Annotated in this window: 16 protein-coding genes, 1 tRNA gene and 1 pseudogene; 5 read left to right on the top strand and 13 right to left on the bottom strand. The window is 45.3% G+C overall.

Translation table 11 applies throughout. From position 1 onward, the window contains the following. Positions 1-89 (top strand): annotated as a pseudogene (locus H6F66_RS17910) (IS1 family transposase); the annotation flags it as partial. A 958-nt stretch (positions 90-1,047) separates the two neighbouring features. Here H6F66_RS17910 and H6F66_RS17905 read toward each other — a convergent pair. From H6F66_RS17905 to H6F66_RS17870, 8 genes are all read right to left on the bottom strand, one after another. Further along, entirely contained in the window at positions 1,048-1,671 is a 624-nt protein-coding gene (locus H6F66_RS17905; RefSeq protein ID WP_190423774.1) for a YdcF family protein, read from the bottom strand. A 127-nt stretch (positions 1,672-1,798) separates the two neighbouring features. Next, positions 1,799-1,872 (bottom strand) — tRNA-Arg (locus tag H6F66_RS17900). 48 nt (positions 1,873-1,920) lie between these two features. Further along, positions 1,921-2,994, bottom strand: a complete 1,074-nt coding sequence (locus H6F66_RS17895) for a tocopherol cyclase family protein (protein WP_190423772.1) — start codon at positions 2,992-2,994, stop codon at positions 1,921-1,923. 113 nt (positions 2,995-3,107) lie between these two features. Continuing rightward, the gene (gene recJ, locus H6F66_RS17890; protein ID WP_190423770.1) at positions 3,108-5,477 is read right to left on the bottom strand and encodes a single-stranded-DNA-specific exonuclease RecJ; all 2,370 of its coding nucleotides are present in this window, start codon (positions 5,475-5,477) and stop codon (positions 3,108-3,110) included. A 254-nt stretch (positions 5,478-5,731) separates the two neighbouring features. Beyond that, positions 5,732-8,323: a sigma 54-interacting transcriptional regulator gene (locus H6F66_RS17885; protein WP_190423768.1), complete on the bottom strand. Its 2,592-nt coding sequence runs from the start codon at positions 8,321-8,323 to the stop codon at positions 5,732-5,734. 303 nt (positions 8,324-8,626) lie between these two features. Beyond that, positions 8,627-9,271 (bottom strand): GNAT family N-acetyltransferase, encoded by a 645-nt coding sequence (locus tag H6F66_RS17880; RefSeq protein ID WP_199295000.1) that lies wholly within the window; start codon positions 9,269-9,271, stop codon positions 8,627-8,629. A 22-nt stretch (positions 9,272-9,293) separates the two neighbouring features. Further along, on the bottom strand, positions 9,294-10,109 hold the full coding sequence (locus H6F66_RS17875; RefSeq protein ID WP_190423766.1) for a PD-(D/E)XK nuclease family protein: 816 nt from the start codon (positions 10,107-10,109) through the stop codon (positions 9,294-9,296). Between the two features lie 79 nt (positions 10,110-10,188). Continuing rightward, on the bottom strand, positions 10,189-10,779 hold the full coding sequence (locus H6F66_RS17870) for a PAP/fibrillin family protein (protein ID WP_190423778.1): 591 nt from the start codon (positions 10,777-10,779) through the stop codon (positions 10,189-10,191). A 196-nt stretch (positions 10,780-10,975) separates the two neighbouring features. Here H6F66_RS17870 and H6F66_RS17865 point away from each other — a divergent pair, with 196 nt between their 5' ends. The 3 genes from H6F66_RS17865 (at position 10,976) to H6F66_RS17855 (ending at position 13,366) form a co-directional block, all read left to right on the top strand. After that, positions 10,976-11,227, top strand: coding sequence for a DUF3134 domain-containing protein (locus H6F66_RS17865; protein WP_190423764.1), 252 nt, complete (start codon positions 10,976-10,978; stop codon positions 11,225-11,227). Positions 11,228-11,327: 100 nt separating this feature from the next. After that, a complete protein-coding gene (gene mraY / locus H6F66_RS17860) occupies positions 11,328-12,440 on the top strand; it encodes a phospho-N-acetylmuramoyl-pentapeptide-transferase (RefSeq protein WP_190423762.1) in 1,113 nt (370 codons plus the stop codon). A 239-nt stretch (positions 12,441-12,679) separates the two neighbouring features. After that, complete coding sequence (locus H6F66_RS17855) at positions 12,680-13,366, top strand: response regulator transcription factor (protein WP_190423761.1); 687 nt, start codon at positions 12,680-12,682, stop codon at positions 13,364-13,366. A 700-nt stretch (positions 13,367-14,066) separates the two neighbouring features. Here the strand turns inward: H6F66_RS17855 and H6F66_RS17850 are convergent. The 3 genes from H6F66_RS17850 to H6F66_RS17840 all read right to left on the bottom strand — a co-directional run bounded on the left by H6F66_RS17850 (position 14,067) and on the right by H6F66_RS17840 (position 17,288). Beyond that, positions 14,067-14,768 (bottom strand): PHP domain-containing protein, encoded by a 702-nt coding sequence (locus tag H6F66_RS17850; protein ID WP_190423759.1) that lies wholly within the window; start codon positions 14,766-14,768, stop codon positions 14,067-14,069. A gap of 213 nt (positions 14,769-14,981) precedes the next feature. Next, positions 14,982-16,178 carry a HetZ-related protein gene (locus H6F66_RS17845; RefSeq protein WP_190423757.1) on the bottom strand — a complete coding sequence of 399 codons (1,197 nt, stop codon included), beginning with the start codon at positions 16,176-16,178 and terminating at the stop codon, positions 14,982-14,984. Between the two features lie 456 nt (positions 16,179-16,634). Next, on the bottom strand, positions 16,635-17,288 hold the full coding sequence (locus H6F66_RS17840) for an L-threonylcarbamoyladenylate synthase (protein ID WP_190423755.1): 654 nt from the start codon (positions 17,286-17,288) through the stop codon (positions 16,635-16,637). A 197-nt stretch (positions 17,289-17,485) separates the two neighbouring features. On the opposite strand from H6F66_RS17840, the gene larC reads away from it, so the two are divergent. After that, positions 17,486-18,838: a nickel pincer cofactor biosynthesis protein LarC gene (gene larC / locus H6F66_RS17835; RefSeq protein WP_190423753.1), complete on the top strand. Its 1,353-nt coding sequence runs from the start codon at positions 17,486-17,488 to the stop codon at positions 18,836-18,838. An 82-nt stretch (positions 18,839-18,920) separates the two neighbouring features. Here the strand turns inward: larC and H6F66_RS17830 are convergent, their stop codons facing one another. Then, positions 18,921-19,589, bottom strand: coding sequence for a DUF6658 family protein (locus tag H6F66_RS17830; RefSeq protein WP_190423751.1), 669 nt, complete (start codon positions 19,587-19,589; stop codon positions 18,921-18,923). Between the two features lie 93 nt (positions 19,590-19,682). Next, positions 19,683-20,240: a DUF6658 family protein gene (locus H6F66_RS17825; RefSeq protein WP_190423749.1), complete on the bottom strand. Its 558-nt coding sequence runs from the start codon at positions 20,238-20,240 to the stop codon at positions 19,683-19,685. Between the last annotated feature and the right edge of the window lie 89 nt (positions 20,241-20,329).

Raw genomic sequence — 20,329 nt, 5'->3', positions numbered from 1 at the left:
GCTATTCAAAATCCGAGGAAATGCTGAGATACTCAATTCGGCTGTTACTGCACTATCTCAAATTCTGGGATGTCCCTATTCCTCAATGATTCATAGCACCATTATGCAACGCCTAGTGCTGTAGCTCTCCCATGCGAGCAATCGGAACATTTCCTTCTTCCAGATGTGCAGCAATAGTCAATTGTCCGCTCTTGAAGGGTTACTGGGGGGAGCCGAGGACAGATGGTATGGTTTCCAGCAATTAAATAAAACCTGCCCATCTGAAGAAATTTGCTCTATATACAATCGCACCCATCTTTGACGCTGGGATTTAGTGTCTTAACAATGTCTCGTAAACACTTGACCACTTTGTCAAAACACTCGACACAGTGAAAAAATCTGCAAAGCTGTAAGCATTGCGGGTAAGCTTTCCAGTATCGGTTAGTTCAAAGGTGAACTGAAAGCGGTCTATAGAGGCGTTTGTAGGCACCTTGACTAAAGGCTTTGAGTTTGGCTAAAAGTTTCATAACGGTTGTTGAGATTTGGTAGTGCTTATCTTATGTTTCACGGAATCCGTCTATATTATTTGCAGCCTGCCCTTCCAACACTTCTATATCAGGAAGCCACGTAAGCGCTGCTGAGCTACCTCGCCCTTAGTCTAAACTCCCGTTGGTTCGCATTGGATAAAAAAACAAATTGTGGGACTTTATATAGGTAAGCGTAATAGAAAAGGGGCTAGATAATTGTGGAATCTCTGGCATCAGTTTATCGTAAATGTGTTGTTGTTATACAGATTCTTGAACGGGTTATGAAAAATTTATTCCTATTAAACGGCATATTGCCGTAGGCGAACCAATCATATTGAAAGGTTTAATAATACAAGGCATCACAATGCGTCAAATATTTTTTTGGTAAGGGTACGAGAACTTTGTCTTTTTCTAAAGAGTTAGAAAACTATATCGGAGATAGGGGGTATTTTAGCCATCATTATTAATGCCTCTCTATTGGTGTAGAAATTTTTCACTACATATTTACAATTACTAATAATTTCAATTAGAATTGCTGGGATTAGGGAGGGGTTCTATACGACTTACTTAGGGTAGCCCCTGTATATCCGGTAGTCACCCAGAGAATAGCTCTGGCTCCATCGCGGATTGATTTCTCAATCGGCTCAGGTGGGTTCCCTGTTTTTACTACTACAGGCTTAATCGCAATTCCCCGACTGCCTAAAACAATCTCTCCAATTACCCTGGCTCGGCGCATATGGTAGTCTGAGGTAATTAAATAGATGCTAGAGATCCCTTTAGCTTCCATTTCGTCAACCAGGGTGGTAAAGTTCGTGACCGTATCCAACGCCTTATAGTCCAAGCGTAGGCGACTAGGATCAACTCCAGCTTTGGCAAAAACTCGTTTGACGTAGGTTTTGTTGGTGCTACCTGAAGAAACCCAGATTGGTAAATCTGGGTTTTCACGAGCCAATTTAGCTGCAAACTTCTCACGCTCCAAATCTTTAGTGGAACCACCCAAAACTAATAATGCTTGGGGTTTAATGAAACTTTTTTCAACCTGCTTGTACCCAAACCAAAGCACTATAGGTAGGACTAGCAACAGCAACCGATAAGATTTACCTTGAGACTGAGAAGTCTTGGAAAATAATTTTCGTTGTCCGCTGGGAGAAATTTTCAGAATCATCAATCGAAAAAGCCGAGTTTAAAGTTTGGGCAAGTGCGCCCAATATGAAATTTCCCTATCCCAACAAGTGCGTCAACGGTAGATGCACTTTACTGGGAGAGAAATACTATTAGAGATTAGCAGACAACGGGACTGGCCAGACTCGAACCGGCGACCTAGCGCTTAGGAGGCGCTCGCTCTATCCATCTGAGCTACAGCCCCAACTCTAAGCCGATCATAGCAGTTGAGCGAACCATCACTCACCTATCTTTAAGCAGACCGCCAGGTTTCTTCCCAAGAAGTACCTCCTGTTTCTAATCCACATAGAGAACTGTGTGCTTTCAGGATGGTTTTCGGTTTGCTGGTGCATAGCTCTCGCAGTTCCAGGCTAAGCTCACCGTTCATGGTATCGCGACAACAGAAAACTAAACCGTTCTCTGTGGGCGCACGCAGGGGAGTTCCGGAGCGATCGCTAGTTCCTGTGAGTTCAATTTCAAAATGCTCATTTCTCGCTTGCAACTGCCAACTGCCCCAAGGCTGGATATTCCAGCTTACCTTTGAGTTCCAGGGTACAAACTCGTAGAATTTTCCACGACAATGCAAACCTATCATCGCTACAGATTCCATCCACCACAACACCCCGCGTCTACCGCCACCAGCAGTTAAGGCGATAGGTTCATGGTCAAAGCTATTACAATTCACCCAAAACCATTTTTGCGGAAAAGCGCGTCCCCAGTTTTTTTCGCTGTAAGCTGGCGCGTTGGTAAAATCGTAGCGATCGCCATTCCACTCAATCCAGCCTGTTGCTAAACCGTGAGCCATCAATATCTGCCATCCCGGTTCAAAAATCGGGAAAGAAGACAGCCATCCGGCTGTTGATTGCTGTGGTTGATTTTGATTTCCCCAACCGTACACTGGCTGAATCTGATATTCCCACCGTGCGGATGCACCCGTACCGGGATCTTGCAAAAAGCCCTGATTTAAGGTGGCTGTAGCTTGATAACCTTCTTGGACGTAAAGCTGAAATTGATTAGAGGGGAGGTAGGCGGGTTTGGTGGACAAATCAGTTTTTCCCCAGTGTCCCAAAGCTAAAACGTCCCGCGATGCCCAGAACTTGTTGACATCTGGAAAGGTGCGGCAAAGGTAGCTATCCTCTGGTCCGAGAATTTGTGCTGCACCGCCACTTTGCGGTTTGCCGCCAATGGGATCGTCAATTGAATACATGAAAGCGAAGGTATGACCGCAATCTGGTAAGGTAACGCGATAATACCAACCTTCAAAAAATCGCTGGTTGCTGCCGTCCCAATGATATCCGCTGTGGGGCGTTTGGAGAGAATTTTGCATCAATTGAATCTGTTGATGGTTTATGTTTGGTGATTATTGGTTAGTAGTAATGAACAATTGAGGATTCACGGACAGGGGCCTAGGCTGTCCTACCAACTAATAATCCACTATTTTTAACTGATTGCATTTTGAGTAGCCATCGCTCGAATGGCGGACAAGGGAACTTGATAAAAGTATTTTTGGCGGAATTGTTCTTCTTGGACAGCTCCGATAAATTGCTCAATGGCATTCTTGGCAAGACTGGGGGAAGATTCTTCTGGATGGAAACTAATCTGAAAATTCCAGTCTAGTTGTTTGACAAAAAAACCAAGATGAGATAAAGCATCAAGTCCCAGTTGGAGAGTGCGATCGCTTATTCCTAGCTTCTGAGATATTTGGTCATCGCTTGCCGTTTCTCCTGTACGGCTGAGGTATTTGGCAATTCCTACAAGTTGTAGCCAAATTTGGTCGGGTGGAATTGGTTCAGGGGGGTGATATGCGATCGCCAGTTTCCGATTTGTCTGTTGGGCGCGTCTGAACCACACTTGCAACTCATCCCAACTGCTGGGACACTCTCTAACTGGTAGGACTGACGAGTGCAAACTCACAGGCGAGGCATCTGTGCTACAAACTAAGGATTCCTCACGACAATCTAAAATCCAGTCTAGCTGGCTAGTAGTGCTTAGCGAGTGTGTTTGGGCAAGACTACGCACAGCAATCATCCGCACTTCATAATGAGGTTTTATTCCTTTAGTAGAATTTTCATAACTATTGAAATCGAGTTCAACAATTGCATCGCATCTACCTTTAGGTAAATCTTCTTTATAGTGTCCCCACCAAATACCCTCAAAACCAGTTTGGCAGGAATCATCGCAAATTTTAAACTTAGTTTTAATGTATTGAACTTTTCTACCCTTGAAGTCCTGAGTATTACTATTCCACATACTCTCAAACCAGCAGTTTTGAATCAGCAATTTTGGAACTGGGTTGCCCATACCGCAGGGTTCCAGCAATTTTAATTCGCGAAACAAATCTTTTCCTAATTCGCGCACCGTACAAACTAAATCTGCCTGTACAATTGGCGGTAAAGGAGTGCCGTCTGGGGTACCAACAGTGGCGCGTAATTGCTGATTAATTGCTTCTGTAAATAGAGGAATTTTTTGGACTGGGAGACTCAATCCAGCAGCGAAGGGATGACCGCCAAATCGATGTAATAAGTGTGCTTGTGCGTTTACTAACTGGTAGAGATCAACTTGATTAACGGAACGCGCAGAACCGCGTGCGATCGCATTTTCACTCAAATCGCCTTCTGTACTCAACAAAACAGTCGGACGACCAGTTTCTTGTGCTACTTGTCCCGCCACCAAACCCAAAACGCCTACAGCCCACTGAGGATCGCAAAGAACAATTACGCTAGTTGTTGATAAATCGAGTTGGGCTAACTTTTTGTTAACATCTAAAGCGACATCTTTTTGCAAAGCTTTGCGGCGACAATTAGCTAATTCTGTCTCTGTTGCTAACTGCTGAGTGCGTTTTTCATCGCGGCTTGTCAGCAACTCTACACAGAAAGAAGCATCGCCTTGAATGCGACTCACAGCGTTAATTCTAGGGCCAAGACCGAAAGAAATGTCAGTTGGGCGATCGCCACTTTTTTGACATAATTCTAACAGACGCGCCACCCCAGGACGATTGCGTTTTTTGAGTTGCTGTTGCAGGCGTTCAATTCCTCGCTGTGCTAGGTAGCGACAATCGCCGCTAAGTTGTACTAAATCGGCAATTAAACCAATTGCAACTAAATCCAACAAATCTTCTAAAGGCTGTTGAGGAACATCTGGCAAAGTTTCATAAAGTGCTTCTACCAACTTGTAAGCAACTGCAACACCAGAAAGATGAAACATCGGATGTTCTGGTGGTAAATAGCGGGGATTAATAATTGCTTTTACATCTGGACGTTCTGTAGGTAGTGTGTGATGATCGGTGACAATAATATCAACACCCAATTTTTGGGCATACTCAATTTCACTGATATTAGTGCTACCTGTGTCGCAAGTAACAATCAGCTTTGTTCCACTCTCGGCAAGTGCTTTAATTCCATTATCATTAAGTCCATGAGACTCAGTTAAACGATTGGGAATATAATAACTTAGTTGTAGATACTGAGCGAAGAACTGTCCTAATCCATCCCATAAAATAGAAGTAGATGTAATACCATCAGCATCAAAATCTCCCCAAATAGCAACTTTTTCACCAGAGTTTCGGGCTTCCAGTAATCTTTCTATTGCCCACCGCATTTCCTGCCCAAATTCAAATGGACTTGCAGGTTGATACAGATTTGGGTTCAAATAACCTGCTAACTGGGTTGTATCTCTAATTCCCCGTTGCCATAACAATTGAGCAGCATAATGTCCTGGTAATCCAGATGCGTAATGTTTAACTTCTTCAATAAACACCTCTGGTGGTTGAATATTTGGCTGTACTTGCCATTCGAGTTGTTGCTGTGACATTTTTCTTAAAATACCCTCATCGACCATTACCAATTTTATATTTTAGCGACTTAAACTATCAATTGTTACTGATATAAATGGCTAAATTAAATAGAGTTATTTTACAACCCTATTTAATTTTAGTGCCATGACTGCCTCAATTTCCACAGATAGCCCAACAAACCCCACGACAACTTTGCCTCAGTACAGAAGACTAGAGAAAAAGCGCGATCGCACTCATCCGTGTTAGGACGGCGAAAGGGTTTAGGTAAAATTTATTGCACGATAATCATCCAGAGGGAGACGAAAAGCGCGATCGCACTCAAATGTTGCGGTAAAAGCGATCGCATCTGCTGTTTGGCAATTTTCTGAGTTAATAGCATCGTCAACAGCAGCGAGAAAATCAGCGTCGTTCCCTGCAAAAACTCTATCACAGCCGGATGAGCCACCAACACGGGCAACCCTTCACCACTTAGCCCAAAAGTCGCCATAGTTAGCGGTAAAATCCGTCCAGCTTCACCTAAACCTAGCCGCAAATAGTGAGATAAATTTGCCCCCAAAACTAGCGGCAAATATCCATAAGCTAACTCTACAAACGAGCGAGGTTTTAGAGAACCCTTAAAAAGCAAGATTCCACCGTAAGCTAAAAAAGGCACAGCAGCAGGAATAATCAAAGCGAAAATCGATAATCCGAAATGTTGCCAAAATTGCGTTAAATCTAAATTCAACCGTAAAATTGATTGCAATTCTGGCAATCGATGCAAATAAACTCCTCCTAATAGCAACAGTAACAACGCCACTTCATAAGCCTGCGGTACATGACTTGTCCATAACTCAATTCCCGGCGGACGCAAATTTAGTTCAACTGAACGGTGCGGACAAGCTTTAAGACACGTCATGCACAGTACGCAGTCTTTGTTATCTTCCAATTGGGCGGGATGCGAGTAAACCGGACAGCCGCCAGTTTCCAAACCTTCGCCTTTTTGCGGGCCACCTTTGTAACATTGATAGGTGGTGCATTCTGCTGAACAAGTGCCTTGCTGCGCCCTTAATTCTATCATTGAAAGCTTAGCAAATAGCCCGTTCATTCCGCCAATCGGACACAGATACCGGCACCAAAACCGCCGCTCAAAAATTGCTGAGAATATCATCGCTCCGGCGGTAATTAATAAGAGCAAACAAGCCGAAAGATAAGCGGTATCTTCTAAATTCCAAAGTTCTTCCCAGAGATAAATTAGGACAAATAGCCCAAACAGAAACCATCCGCCCCACTTTTCGGCTGACTGCCGGGGCCAGCGTTTCAACTGACGCGGAAATAGCCAGAGGGAAAGCTTCTGGGTGATTTCCCCGTAAATCATAAAAGGACAAAAGGCACACCAAAGCCTTCCGACAAAGGGAAAACCTATTAATATCAAAGGCCACCACCACGCCCAGAATAAGTTTAGAGTCACATTTTCCGAACGACTCTGGGGCCCAAAAAATAATAGTCCGACGACGATGGCAAAAAAGCCGAATGTGAAGCCGTAGTTAATTCTATCCGGCCACCAGGAACTTCTGAGAAATCGCCGCAAACCGGGATAGGCATTTAAAAGGTTAACGCGAAATTGTTTTTTCTTGCTTTCAACTGACCAAAAAACTTCTTCGGTTAACTCTTTGGTGCCGGGAGACTGAACGATAGCTCGTTCTACGAGACTTTGCAATTCTTTGAGGTTGCCAGGGAAATCATACGCCTGTAAACGGCGCAAAGCTTCTGGAGTGACTGTGGGTTTGGGAATGCCTTTTGCCCGACAGAAGAGGCTAATGTAGTATTCTACCTGAGCTTCGATGTCGGCTTTTCGCACTCGTAGCGGCGGCACTTTTATTAAATGGCCTACTTGACGTTCAATTGTAGGTAGGTGTTTTTCCGCAATCATAATGATGCGAGCTTGACAAATGAGTGCTTCGGGTCTAGGGCTGAGTGAGGAATTTTCTCTCCTGCTTTTGTGTTCCTGTCCCGCAAGCAAGATGCCTGCGCTACGTTGCTGGAAACTTTCAACGGGGTTGTAGGTGTTGGTTTCCAAGAGTTGCGCTAGTTTGGGCGTGAGTTCTGGGGGCAGTTCTTGGATATTGTTGAGTATTAAGGTGCCTGTCCCTAGTGATTCAATTAGCCCTGGTTTACCACCGATGCGTCCAAATAGTTCTGCACCGCTGGCTTGTAGGGTACTACAGTCTACTTTAATTACAGGTTCGCGTCGGTTTGGGCAACTAAAGTGAATCAGGGCGGCGGTATTGTCTTTTTCTAACCCAGGTTCTCCAAAAATCAGGACTGGACGGCGATCGTAATCTGCCTGTTTAATTTGTTCTCGGAGCCTGGTAGCATAGCGGCTTTTTCCCACAATCCCGCGTTTGGCTCTAGCTACTAGGTAGGGACGCAAGGCTGTTTGACGTTCTTGTTCGTAGCTTAGCTGGGAAGATAGCTTCGCCAGTTCTTGCGCCATTTGTTGGGAGAACGCCTGAGAAATTTCCGGATATTTGGCGACTAATTCCTGAAATTGGGCGGCGGGAAGCAACCAGAGCTGGCATTCGCTCAAAGTCTTGACAGTGCGCTGCGCCTGCTGGTCTAATAGCAATTCCTGTAGGTGGATGGCGGCTCCAGGGAGGAAACTAATTCCCCAGGCTGAACCAATTTGCTCTTTGCGATCGCCTTCTAGCTGTCCTTGTCTTAAAATATAGAGTCCTTCTGGGGGCGTGTCCTCTACTACCAGGTTCGTCTGTGCTGGTACAATTTTCTCTTCTAGAACTTGCGCGATCGCATTTAATATCGGTGCAGACAGTACACCTAGTGCGGTGCGTTCTTGTAGCCATGTCACCGTATCTTGTGATGTCATGGTTGCCTTTTAAAATAATTTTCGCTTTACATTCTAGCTGTATTCTATAAACATTATTAATTTAAACACCCGATTGCGGGGATAAAATTAACTGAGATGATAGAGCCTATTAATTTCTGGGTTCCCTTAGCCCTATTGGGTTTGATTATCCTAGCTGCGATTTTCTTTAGTCGCCTCAGCAGCTAGTGCGTTCACCCTTCAGGGTGGCGCTACACAAACAAAACCTGCCAAGGCGGACTTTGTACGCGAAAGCCGCGACTAAAGTCGTCCAGCTTTCTATTCATCTGGTAATCTACCGGGATCTTACCCAGTCGGCGGCGGGGTTTCTGTCACCATTACCTTAGTTGCAGCTTCGCTGGTAATTCCCTGGGGTTGTGTTGAAGGACGACGACGTGATCGCTTATATGCCGCCCTCTCAGCTTTTTCGCGTTCGTAGGAAATCAGTCTTCCATAATATTCATGCTTGCTCAAGTTCATCGACAAGAAAATGTGCTGTCGAGTATTGCCAAAACCTTTGCGTCCAAAGAATTTTACAGCTGGAGTATTAGCAGGATCGGTGTCAACCAGCATGAACCGCACTCCATCTTCAATCATCCTTTCTATCAGCTTATCAACCAGCTTATCTCCTACACCCCGGCGCTGAAAATTTGGGCTAACTCCTAGCCAAATAATATATCCATAAGTCCAGGTTGCTTTGCTAATAACCGTTCCCAAAATGAATCCTGCTAGTTGTTCATCAATTTCGGCAACTAGACAGTATTCTGGATCGGTGTTGTAAAGCCCAATCACCTCCCATTCGTCCCAAGTCCTGTATAAATAGGGGTACAAATCGCTAGTAAAAACAGATTCTCCCAAGTGGTAAACGGGAGCCAGATCGTCGATTTCTAGATTGCGGACATATACAGAGGAGTGATTAGAAAATGCCTCATCATTTTTCTCGTCCATCATAACTTTTGAAATTGTTTATCTTTTACAGATAAACTTCCTGAATATTTGCGATATTTAGCAGCAAATCTCTATTAATGGGATTTTCTTCGTCAGTACGAAGGTGCGTTGCGATCGGGACGCGATCGCAACGCACCGCAAAATTACAGTCACCGCAACGATTAGCAGATTCTAGAACTTGTGGAAAGTCAACCCCATCCTGGTAGCGTTGCAACCATTCTGTTAGCTGCGTCAACAGGTGTTTTAAATCTTTTTCCGTTTGCTCGTGCTTTCTAGCGTTGTATTGTATCTTAATGCTTTTTGGCTCAGGTTGAGACTGAACAAACCAGTAAGTCATAGAAACTTGTTCAACCAAATAATCGCTTGTTTCTGTCAAAACATAGAGATAAAGACGTGTTTGCCAATCTGCTTCTAACCATTGCCGCTTTTTCGGTTGAAGATGGGTTTTCCAATCAAAAATCTGAGCATTTCCCACATCTTCAATTAACAAATCATAGATAACAGTCAGCAAATATCCCTGAAAATTCAGTGTCCGGCAATGTTCGCTTTGACGAAATGTCGAGTCTGTTTTCAAAAGTTCGGGTGCTGCATTCAACAACGCATTCACCCAGCGTTGTAGTTGCGCGTCTTCCTGCACCAGCGATTCTACTGGCAATCCAAGTTCTCGCTGCTGCATCAACAAGTGAAACCGACTACCCCAAGTCAATCTTTCTTGTTGTTCTGGATGGGTGGGAGAACTTAGTTTGTCTAAGTAGATGTGTTGAAATCTTCTTGGACAAGTTTCTAATAAATTCAGTTGTCCTTGAGATAGCCGTAACAGGGTTTCTTGATTTAATTGCATTTTTATTTATTGCTTGTTGTCCCTGGCCATTTTGTAGTCTCGCCTCTGATTGACTAAGAACACAGGCGGGATACCTCTACTACTTAATGACTTTTGTTAGTACAAAAACACTACCTTCATTGCCTCGACCTATCCGCAAATCGTTGTCGAGATAAGTAATATCCAGCCAACCTTTTTGGTCGCGGCTTTCGATACTAAAATCTAAGGCGAGAAAATTTTTCCCACTTTCAATTTGCTGGATAAAATCAGAGGGTGAGTTGTAGCCGATTAACCGCTGTAAACCGGAGATGGAACGCTCAAATTTTACTAATACGCGGCGTTCAGAAACCGGGTCAAACCGGGCGGTAACGCTGACTATGCCTTCGAGATAGGGTAAGCCGTAAACTTCAGCAATATTGTAAATTTTGGCTGATTTTGCCCTAATACATTGATAGATTTGACCAAGTTTAAGCAATGGAACCTGGTCAATGTTTAATAAACCGCGACTGGTGGTATAAAGCAGCCGCCAATTGCCGTCTAGTAAGTCAGCCGCCTCAACCGGACGGGGTGTGGGATTTATGTCTTCCAATTGGGCAACGGCGGCGAGAATGGCTGTTTTGTCGGTTTCTGTCGCCAGCAGTCCGCGATTTTGAAAAGCGATCGCTTCCAGTAGTGCTGCTTTCCTCATTATGACCTTACACTTGCGTTGCGTGACACTACCATCAGCTTAGCCCTTGTTTTTCCAACCAAACTGACACCCTCGTCTTCATTTTTGATAAGTTTAGTAACGCTCACCTTGACACAAAAGGGATGATCTAGCAGCGATCGCCATTCTCCGAATGGTAAACTCAATATGTCTAGTTAGCGACCCTGGCTCTTATCCTCTTATGTCCGACCCTAAGTTTTACAATCCGTCTCTGCGCGAAGAACCGCGTCATCAACTGGCTGGTATCATTCCGCTACAACAAGAACCTTCAATTCTCGACTGGCTGGAATCAACAGGGCGGCTGTTGGCGCGTGAAGTCGTAGAAGACACATTTATGGATGACGATGAAGAAATCGCCGACCTGATGACGGTCGATGATGGTGCTTACGATGACCTAGACGATGATGATGATGTCGTCGAGGTCGAGGATTAATAGTCAGCACATAAGAATTCAGGCTTCAGGAGGCAAGAAAAACTTCTGGATTCTGAATTTAGGCTTCTGAATTTTGGTGTGAGAAGTGAACTAAAAATCTGTGGACGCTAAATTATTTTCCGATCGTTCGTTAAAGTTCTCAGGAACGAGCCTACTAGCATTGCTGGCGGTTGGGCTGAGTGTGGGAACGCTGATTTTCGATTGGCAAGCAGGTTATCTGGCAGCGCTGGGCATTTCTATGAGTTTGCCCCTGTGCCTGTGTGCTGTAGTGACGGCGGGATTAGGGTACTGGGCAGTACCCCTCCTGCAAGCATTGAAAACTGGTCAATTTATTCGTGAAGATGGCCCCCAAACTCATCTGAAAAAAGCAGGCACCCCAACGATGGGGGGCTTGTTTTTTGTGCCTGTGGGTGTATTTGTGGCTTTGATTTGGTCTTGCTTAACTGTAGGGGTGCAAGAGCTTGCGCCTGTAATGGCAGTATCAATTGTAACTTTAGCATATGGAACAATTGGCTGGGTTGACGATTGGCAAGTAATCAGACTCCGCTCGAATAAAGGCATCTCGCCCCGGATGAAACTGGGTTTGCAGATTGGGGTGGGCGTGCTTTTTTGTACGTGGCTGGCTATAAGTCAACCTGCGGGAATTACAACTATCTCGTTGCCTTTCAATTTAGCTTTACCTCTGGGGCTGTTGTTCTGGCCTTTAGCGGTTTTTGTTGTGGTGGCGGAGAGTAATGCTACAAACCTCACGGATGGTTTGGATGGACTAGCGGCGGGAACGTGCGCGATCGCTCTAGTTGGACTTGGTGCTATAGTTGCCCCAATCTCGCCCAGTCTGATGATTTTCTGCGCCTGTATGAGTGGCAGTTGTCTGGGCTTTTTGGTTCACAACCGCAACAAAGCCAGCGTTTTCATGGGCGATACAGGTTCCCTGGCATTGGGAGGCGCACTCTCAGCAGTTGGGCTTCTGAGTAACAACCTCTGGGCGCTATTCATACTCAGCGGGATTTTCTTTGTGGAAGCAATTTCGGTAATTGCCCAAGTTAGCTACTACAAAGCCACCAAAGGCCCAGATGGCATCGGCAAGCGCTTGTTTAAAATGTCTCCGTTCCACAACCATCTAGAACTGAGTGGCTGGAGTGAAACGCAGATTGTAGGGGTGTTTTACCTGATTAACGGTGTCTTAGCTTTGTTAGGTCTGGTGCTGCATTAAGGGCTAAGGACTAGGGGCTAGACATCACAAAACTCGTTCTTTGGGGTGATGCCTGGAGAACGAGAATTTTTTTATAAAATAAATATAAAAATAAGTATTATTATTAATGGTGTAATTTGTATAGTCTAGAAGTCCGATCAAATAGCTGTGAAAAAAGTTCGCTACATTGAAAAAATAGCGGCAAAAAAACACTAATGCCAGCAAAACTGTAAAGAAAACGTAGCGGCAAGGAAACAACAATGTCAGCACAATTATTACTGGTAGACGACGAACCTGGATTGCGCGAAGCAGTCAAAGAGTATCTGCAAGATAGTGGTTTTAAGGTTCAGGTTGCCAGTAACGCTACTGACGCATGGCAGATGTTGCAGAAGAACGTACCGGACTTAGTGATTTCGGACGTGATGATGCCCAAGGTGGATGGTTATCAGTTCCTCAAGCAGTTGCGGGAAGATCCTCGGTTTAAGAGTCTTCCAGTCGTGTTTTTAACCGCCAGAGGCATGACAAGCGATCGCATACTAGGTTATCAAGCTGGGTGCGATGCCTATCTTCCCAAACCTTTTGACCCGGAAGAATTAGAGGCAATTGTCAAAAATTTGCTGGAACGTCGCACAACAGGCGCAAACACAGCAGGCGGTGGCAACGATATTGAAGATATCAAGCTTCAGATTGCCGCCATCAGGGGAATGTTAGAAGATACCAATCGCATTGTGCAAACGCCCCCACCCATCCGCATCGACTTGACTCCTAGAGAACAGAGTGTTTTGGACTTGGTGGCGGAAGGATTAATGAATAAAGAAATTGCCCGTCGTCTGGAAACCAGCGTCCGCAACGTCGAGAAGTACGTCAGCCGCTTGTTCAGTAAAACTGGAACAAATAGCCGCACCGAGTTGGTACGGTATGCCCTGGAACATGGCTTAACTAGGTAATGAATTGTCCCTTTCTTCGTTATCCAGGCTGCCGCCCGGATAACGAGGAATTGGCCCGCGCAGGCTGGCGTTGTTCGTGTGCGGGAGCTTCTAGTCGTTCGGCATCTGGAAAACTGAGCGATCGCTATCCTTCTTATTAAGAAACCTTGCGTTAATTGAAGAAACTTGTCCTTTTCTCATTGATCCCTTAAGGTTACTGATATCTTTATTAAACAGATTCGTAATTTAAAAGAGAAAAAAATGAAAGTTTCACAATCTTCTAACCACTTGGGTCAATCAGTTTCTCTGGCTATCCTTTTGGTGATGATGAGCGTTAGCGTCACCGTTCTGATGCTGATGCAAAGTAGCAATTTTTAATAATAATTTTTCATTATTCCTGATTCGGGCTATGTGTGCCGCTCCTTAGTGAGCGGCATTTATTTTATAAACTATAAAAAATATCTTACTTTGGGAAGAGGCAATAATTTATTGATTAGCTGGAAGCTTATTTAATCAATTAGGCGTAATGCGATCGCAATTTAAACAATACTTTTTGGTTAACCCTTGATCCCCCGCCTTAAAAAAGGCGATTAGCTATCTTCTTGGATTAAATATCACTAACAGAGAGAATTGCTTAAAAAACCCGTTTTCCCTATCAAAAACGGGTTTCTTGATATTTAGTTTTAATTGATAATCGTCTTTTCCCCAGCCCCCAGCTTTCCTACAAACGTTGAAGCAAGCTCAAACCGTGGGTATCAGTGCCGCAAGTGTTTAGCAAACGATAGGTAGTAGCCAATTGTATTGCCTCCGTGGTTTCCTTGGGGCTGGGTTTCCAGGGGCTAGGGTTATTGTAAGCATAGTAGGTTTCCATGCCATCAATACCTATTTCAGCAGCCGCTCTTACGAGTTCAGTGGCCCGAAGGCGATAGCGGGATGGGTGCGCCAAAACCGCCAAGCCACCAGCTTGATGAACCGCAGTAATTACATTAGCAGCTTCAGCATCACTTCCTCTGGGTGCCTTGCCTTGTAAATACAGCTGCATTGCCGGATGTTCTGGGTCAAAGGCATAGCAGAGGATGTGGACTTCTATTTCCAGCAGCTTAGAAGTAATTTCCGCACCAGTCCACAGGTGCGGAGCGTCCACTTTAGAGTGATCAAATACCTTATCTAGCCAGCATTGAGCCGCTTTGTAACCACGAACAGAGTGATGATCGGTTATAGCAAGACCTTTGAGATCGAGGACGACTGCCTGCTCTATCAACTCTTCTGGCTTCAGCCTACCATCAGAGCAGATGGTGTGCATATGGAAGTTATAGGAAGTGGGACAGCTATCAGCCTGAATTGTCTCAAAGACCTCCCGAAGTGCTGTTGTATTTTGCGCTGGGGGATGGGGTGAAGCAGAATGAACAAGATTAATCGCCATAACCTCAAATGAGTCGTGCGCTTTCATTGATAATTGTTAACAATACCCTAGCAAAACTAAACCAGGATAGGTTGAAAAAAGTTAGGAGATATGAATTATAAGTTAGGAATTTAGAAAATTTTTCTGTTATACACTTGAGGCTGAGCTGAGTGTTGAGTGCTGAATTTTGAATAGAGAGAATTTCTTCTAAACTCAGCACTCATAACTCATGAGTCATAAGTCTCCTTGGTTGCGAACTTTCCAAGCCATTTCTAGGACTTGAGTCCAGCGCTTTTGCAGCTGCTTAGGGGTGCATTTGAGCGAGCGCGCAATCTCTTGATTGTCCATTTGAGCCTGTTTTAGCTGCAACAACTGCTGCTGTTCCGGGGAAAGCTGATTATAAAACTCTTCCCACTGAGTAGAGGACATTCCCAGCTTTTGGTCAAGGTCGGCACCCAACCATTGATGCACCAGTTGCCAGTTGTGCTGACGAGCGAATTTCTCAACGTGGTACTTGAAGCGCTGTTGCAGGTAGTCACGCTGGCGTGAGGTTAGACCCAGAAACTCGTCAATTTCAGGAGCGGAAAGGTCTTGCAGTTTTAAGGTAAGGTAATTTACGCAGTCTTGTTGACCTTGAGATTCTAGGTATTCTATCAGCTCAATGATGACGCGATCGCGCAAAACAGCTTCCGCTGGGTCAACTGTATCCGCAACTAATTGCGATCGCACTTGTTGCATTGCCGCTGACCGACTTTGCGTTTGAGCATCCTCACCCTTGGGAAACTCCACCGCCTGTTCAATATCCATTGTCGTCTCAGAGGGCAAGCGACGAGCAAAACTCTGCGCCCGCAGCACAATCAGCTGCTGGCTGGTGCGATTCGGCAAATTAATCCGCCGCTTGGCATACTGTTCGCTGAACGCCATATACTCCGCCAATTCCAACTGAGTGCGCGGCGTATAGTCTGCCCCAAGCTGATTTTCCCGCCGGAAAGCTTTGATAGACTCTACATAAAACTCTTGCAAGAAGTCCTCAATCAGGTTGTAGCGAGCTTGAAAACCTAACTGAGATTGAGGCGCTACCACATAGCGATAAACCATAGCACTGAGATTGCTGTGCAGTTCCACGCGACCGCGTTTAGAACCTAGTCGGTAGTACGACAGACACTTTTGCAACCGATGACGCGCTAAGTTTAGCTGCCAGGAACTGATTTCGCCTGAAGTTTGAATACGGGAACTCTTGTGGCAAATCCGTTCCACCTCCAGTGCAATCCTGCTCGCAACTGCCTGAACGTGCCTAGACATCACTTTGATTTCAGACCGCAGTTCCTCTACTAAAAGCTCTGTTAAAGTTTGCGAATCGAATCCTAACAATTGCTCAGCCGAATTAAACGTATTGTCAGAAGTTTGGCTGAGAGAATTTATAGTAGTCATGGTGAAAGCCCCTGGCGGTGGTAGTAATTAAAGTCAACTAGAGGCGCTCTTAAACGGTGCAAAAGTTTTGAGTAATATCAGGCAGTGCCTGCGATTGACCGTTTCAGCTCTCTATATTTAGACTGTAGAGGCTTGCCGTTAGACACCGGGCAGCTTGTGTGTTACTACGTTTATCTAACTAAGGAGACTCTTGATGCTCTCCAGGGATGAAAAGCCGCTCCAAAAAACCTAAAACCCTTGCTGTGCCTAAACTACAAGCCCCGCAGAACATCGGTGCATGACCGTTACCGTGGGGCATATATAGTCAGTGTTTAGTAGACAATTCACAAACTGGGTTGGTGGTAGTTTTTAGTCCGAAGTTCCCGTTTTTTCGGTTGTAGTTTATGATTTATCGTCCACAGTGGGATTTTGGATGGCGATTTTGAATAAATTAGCGATCGCCTTTATCTAATCAAATTAACTGACCGATGTCGCCCAAGCCGTAGCAGCCTCCCATCCCAGACCCTTCCGGACGATTACAGGTTCCTGTTCGGTCAAATCTAAAATTGTGGAAACCTCGAAGCTTACTTGAGAATCATCATCCACAATTACGTCTACCAAATTGTCCAATTGGTCAAACAGTTCCGCCTTCTCCAAACCCACTATCGGCGTATCCCCATTTTTGTCTGATAAATGTGCTGACGTGGAAATAATTGGATTGCCCAATGCCTGCAACAGCGACTGGCACACTATATGATCGGGAACCCGAATGCCTGTAGTTTTGCGTTTAGGGTTCATTACCAGTCGGGGTACTAACTTGGTGGCAGGTAGCACAAATGTGTAGGGGCCTGGGATTAGATTCCTCATAATGCGGTAGGCGGCATCGGTGACTATGGCATATTGGGCAATGTTAGACAGAGACGGACACAGGAACGTCAGGGGCTTATCATTCGATAGCTGCTTAATCCGCCTCACCCGCTCCACAGCTGACTTAACGTTAATGTCACAGCCAATCGCGTAGACAGTATCTGTGGGATAAAGGATTACAGCACCATCTCGCATTGCCTTTACTATTTGTTCTATTCGACGTGTTTGGGGTGTATCAGGATGGATGGTGTAGATGGTCGCCATGAAAAATTAGCTCTCTCGCACTTAGCTTATATTTAGTTACCAGTTATTATTCTCGTCCCTAGTCAGAGGCTAGGAACGAGACTGTGGGAGGCGGGAGCCTCCAGATTGTTGAAAATGGTGCAAATTTTCAGTTTATTTAAACCTCAAAACCCGTTTAACAGATAATTTGGTTAAAGCCCCTGACTCTTCATTACTCTATGAACAAGCTAGCTTATCTAGAATGTCCGACGGGAATTGCTGGTGATATGTGTTTGGGGGCGCTCGTAGATGCGGGGGTTCCCTTGGATTACCTGATAGAAAAGCTTGATGGTTTGGGGATGTCCCACGAGTACCAGTTACGAGCCGAAAAAGTCCATCGTAACGCCCAGCAAGCCACCAAAGTTCACGTAGATTTGAGTGTTCTGGATAATGGCAATGGAAGTCAGCACCAAGCACATCACCATCACCATCACGAGGACGATGCACATCACCATCACCACCACGAAAATGCTCATTCCTCGACGCGGCGCTTGCCAGAAATTGTGCAGTTAATTAACGCCGCCGGGTTGCCTTTACGGGTGCAAGCATCGAGTCTGGCGGTGTTTCGACGGCTGGCAGAGGCGGAAGGGGCGGTTCACGGTATTGCTCCGGAAGAGGTTTTATTTCACGAGGTTGGGGCTACTGATGCCATTGTAGATATTGTGGGTACTTGCTTGGGTTTGGATTGGTTAGGGATTGACGAACTATATTGTTCGGCACTTCCCACTGGTGGCGGTACGGTCAGGGCATCTCATGGTGTGATGCCAGTGCCAGTACCAGCGGTGCTGAAGTTGTGGGAATCCCGCCAGGTGCCAGTTTACAGTAATGGTATTGACCGGGAAATGGTGACACCGACTGGGGCCGCGATCGCAGTTACTCTTGCAACCAGTTTTGGTTCTCCGCCACCAATGACTATTCTGCGTGTTGGTAATGGTGCTGGTTCTCGCCAGTTATCGATTCCCAATATCCTGCGTCTCTGGATTGGGGAATTCACAGGCGAGACGCCTGCGCTACAGGCTGGGGATCTCTCTACCCCAATCTCTATTCCTCAGTCCCCTCAATTAGAAATGATTTCGGTGCTGGAAACGCAAATTGATGATTTGAATCCCCAAGCTATCGGCTATGTGTTTGAGGCACTTTTTGAGGCTGGCGCAGTAGATGTTTTCACTCAATCAATTGGTATGAAAAAGTCCCGCCCTGGCGTGTTGCTGACGGTTATCTGCCATCCAGACCATTTAGCTGCTTGCGAAGCCGTTTTGTTCCGCGAAACGACTACACTGGGCATCCGGCGGCTGATGCAGCAACGTTCCATCTTGCAACGGGAAATTCAGCAGCTTGAAACAGATATTGGCTTAATCCGCGTCAAGGTTGCTTGGAGTGGTAGTGATGGAGAAAGAGCGATCGCTAACGTACAGCCTGAATATGAAGATTGCGCGGCTTTGGCACGGGCTAACAACCTACCCTGGCGCGAGGTGCATCAACTAGCGCTGGATGCTTGGTATAGTCAGCACCGAGCCGCTAGGGGCTGGTGACAGTAGCCCAAAATAACAAATAGGGTGGACGATGGCCACCCTATTAATAGCTTATTGAGTTTTGGTTTAACTCCAGAGGCTGCTAATCAATAGCATCAGCCGCTTTATCTACAGCCCGTTTGGCACTGTCAAATACGTTCTTGCCTGCGTCTTTGCTATTTTCCTTAACGTTGTCAGCTGCCCGCATTGCTTTTTGATTCACTTCAGAGGCATTTTGCTTAACGTTGTCAGCTGCGCGCATTGTTGACTTATTCGCGTCAGCGGCGGCATCCTTAGTATTGTCCTTGATATTGTCAATTCCCTGCTGTGTTCCCTTAGAGAAATCACGAGCTGATTTTTGAGCTTTGTCGCCAGCATCTTCGACATTTTCCTTCACATTCTTACCGAAATCTCTGGCGTTTTCACCCTTCTTATCAAGTATCCGCTTGGTGTTTGTTCCTACATCTTCAGTTTGGTCAATGACGTTACGCTCAGCGTTATCTATCAGACCTTTTGCCTTGGTTTCTGTACCTGAGAAGTCTTTTCTGGGATCTAAATCGCTATAGTCGTTCATCCCCCCTTTATATTCAGATGTTACGGCACCTGAAGGAACTTCATGTCTTATTTGATCTGCGGTTTTTCCTGGGGCTGGGGTTTTTGCTTGCGCTCCACCGTTGCAAGCGGTGCTAACAAACATGATGATTACCGACAAGAAGACGGTAATGATTTTGCCCAAATTGATGTTTTTAATTCGTGCAATTATTCTGTCCATAGAAAAGCTCCTTTTTTTGTAGAGTTAATAGTTGTTAGCTAGAGGATTTTAGATTTTGAAATGATTGCTTTCTCAAAATCTAAAATCCTGAGCTTACTTGTGCAAAGCAGGGTTGCTTTGGGTTTCTGGTCTTGCACCAGCCTCATCTGCCTTATCTTTGACAAATTCGGTAGCTTCTTTAAACGTTTCCCCAACTTTCTCCAGACGATTTCCTACTCGTTCACCTAAGTCTGGATTACGCTGATTTAGCCCACCGGGTTCAGGCTGCACAAAATCTTTGGCGGTTTTTATTGGTAGTTCGTTCTCTTTGGCTATTCTACCCGCTGGTGTCTCTGCGCCTGGGTAAAGTATTTCAGAATCTTTATTGGTGGCAATTAGTTGATTGAATGTATTAATCTCAGCGCGATTTGGCTTGGCTGTTTGATTCTTTACAGATGGATCAGTAGACATTTTGTAGTTTGTGTACCCATCTCCACCATTTGAGTGCGGGTTGTTGTTACCTCCCATTTGCACCGGAGGATTACTTGGACGCGCACCTAAATTGTCACCGTTATTGCAAGCTGTGCTTACCATGAGCAACACACCTGCGAAAAAGATGGTCACTATTTGACCAAAGCGTAGTTTTTTAAAGAAAGTAGTTAAGTGTTTCACACACCGCCCCCAACAATTTTTACCAACTGTTGTAATTAATACAAATAGCAGCGCGATCGCTCATCTAGCGAAGGTCACATTCTGGCAGC

The sequence above is a fragment of the Trichocoleus sp. FACHB-6 genome, assembly GCF_014695815.1.
In the GTDB taxonomy this organism is placed as follows: domain Bacteria; phylum Cyanobacteriota; class Cyanobacteriia; order Cyanobacteriales; family FACHB-T130; genus Funiculus; species Funiculus sociatus.
This window is presented reverse-complemented; position numbering and strand designations above follow the sequence as displayed.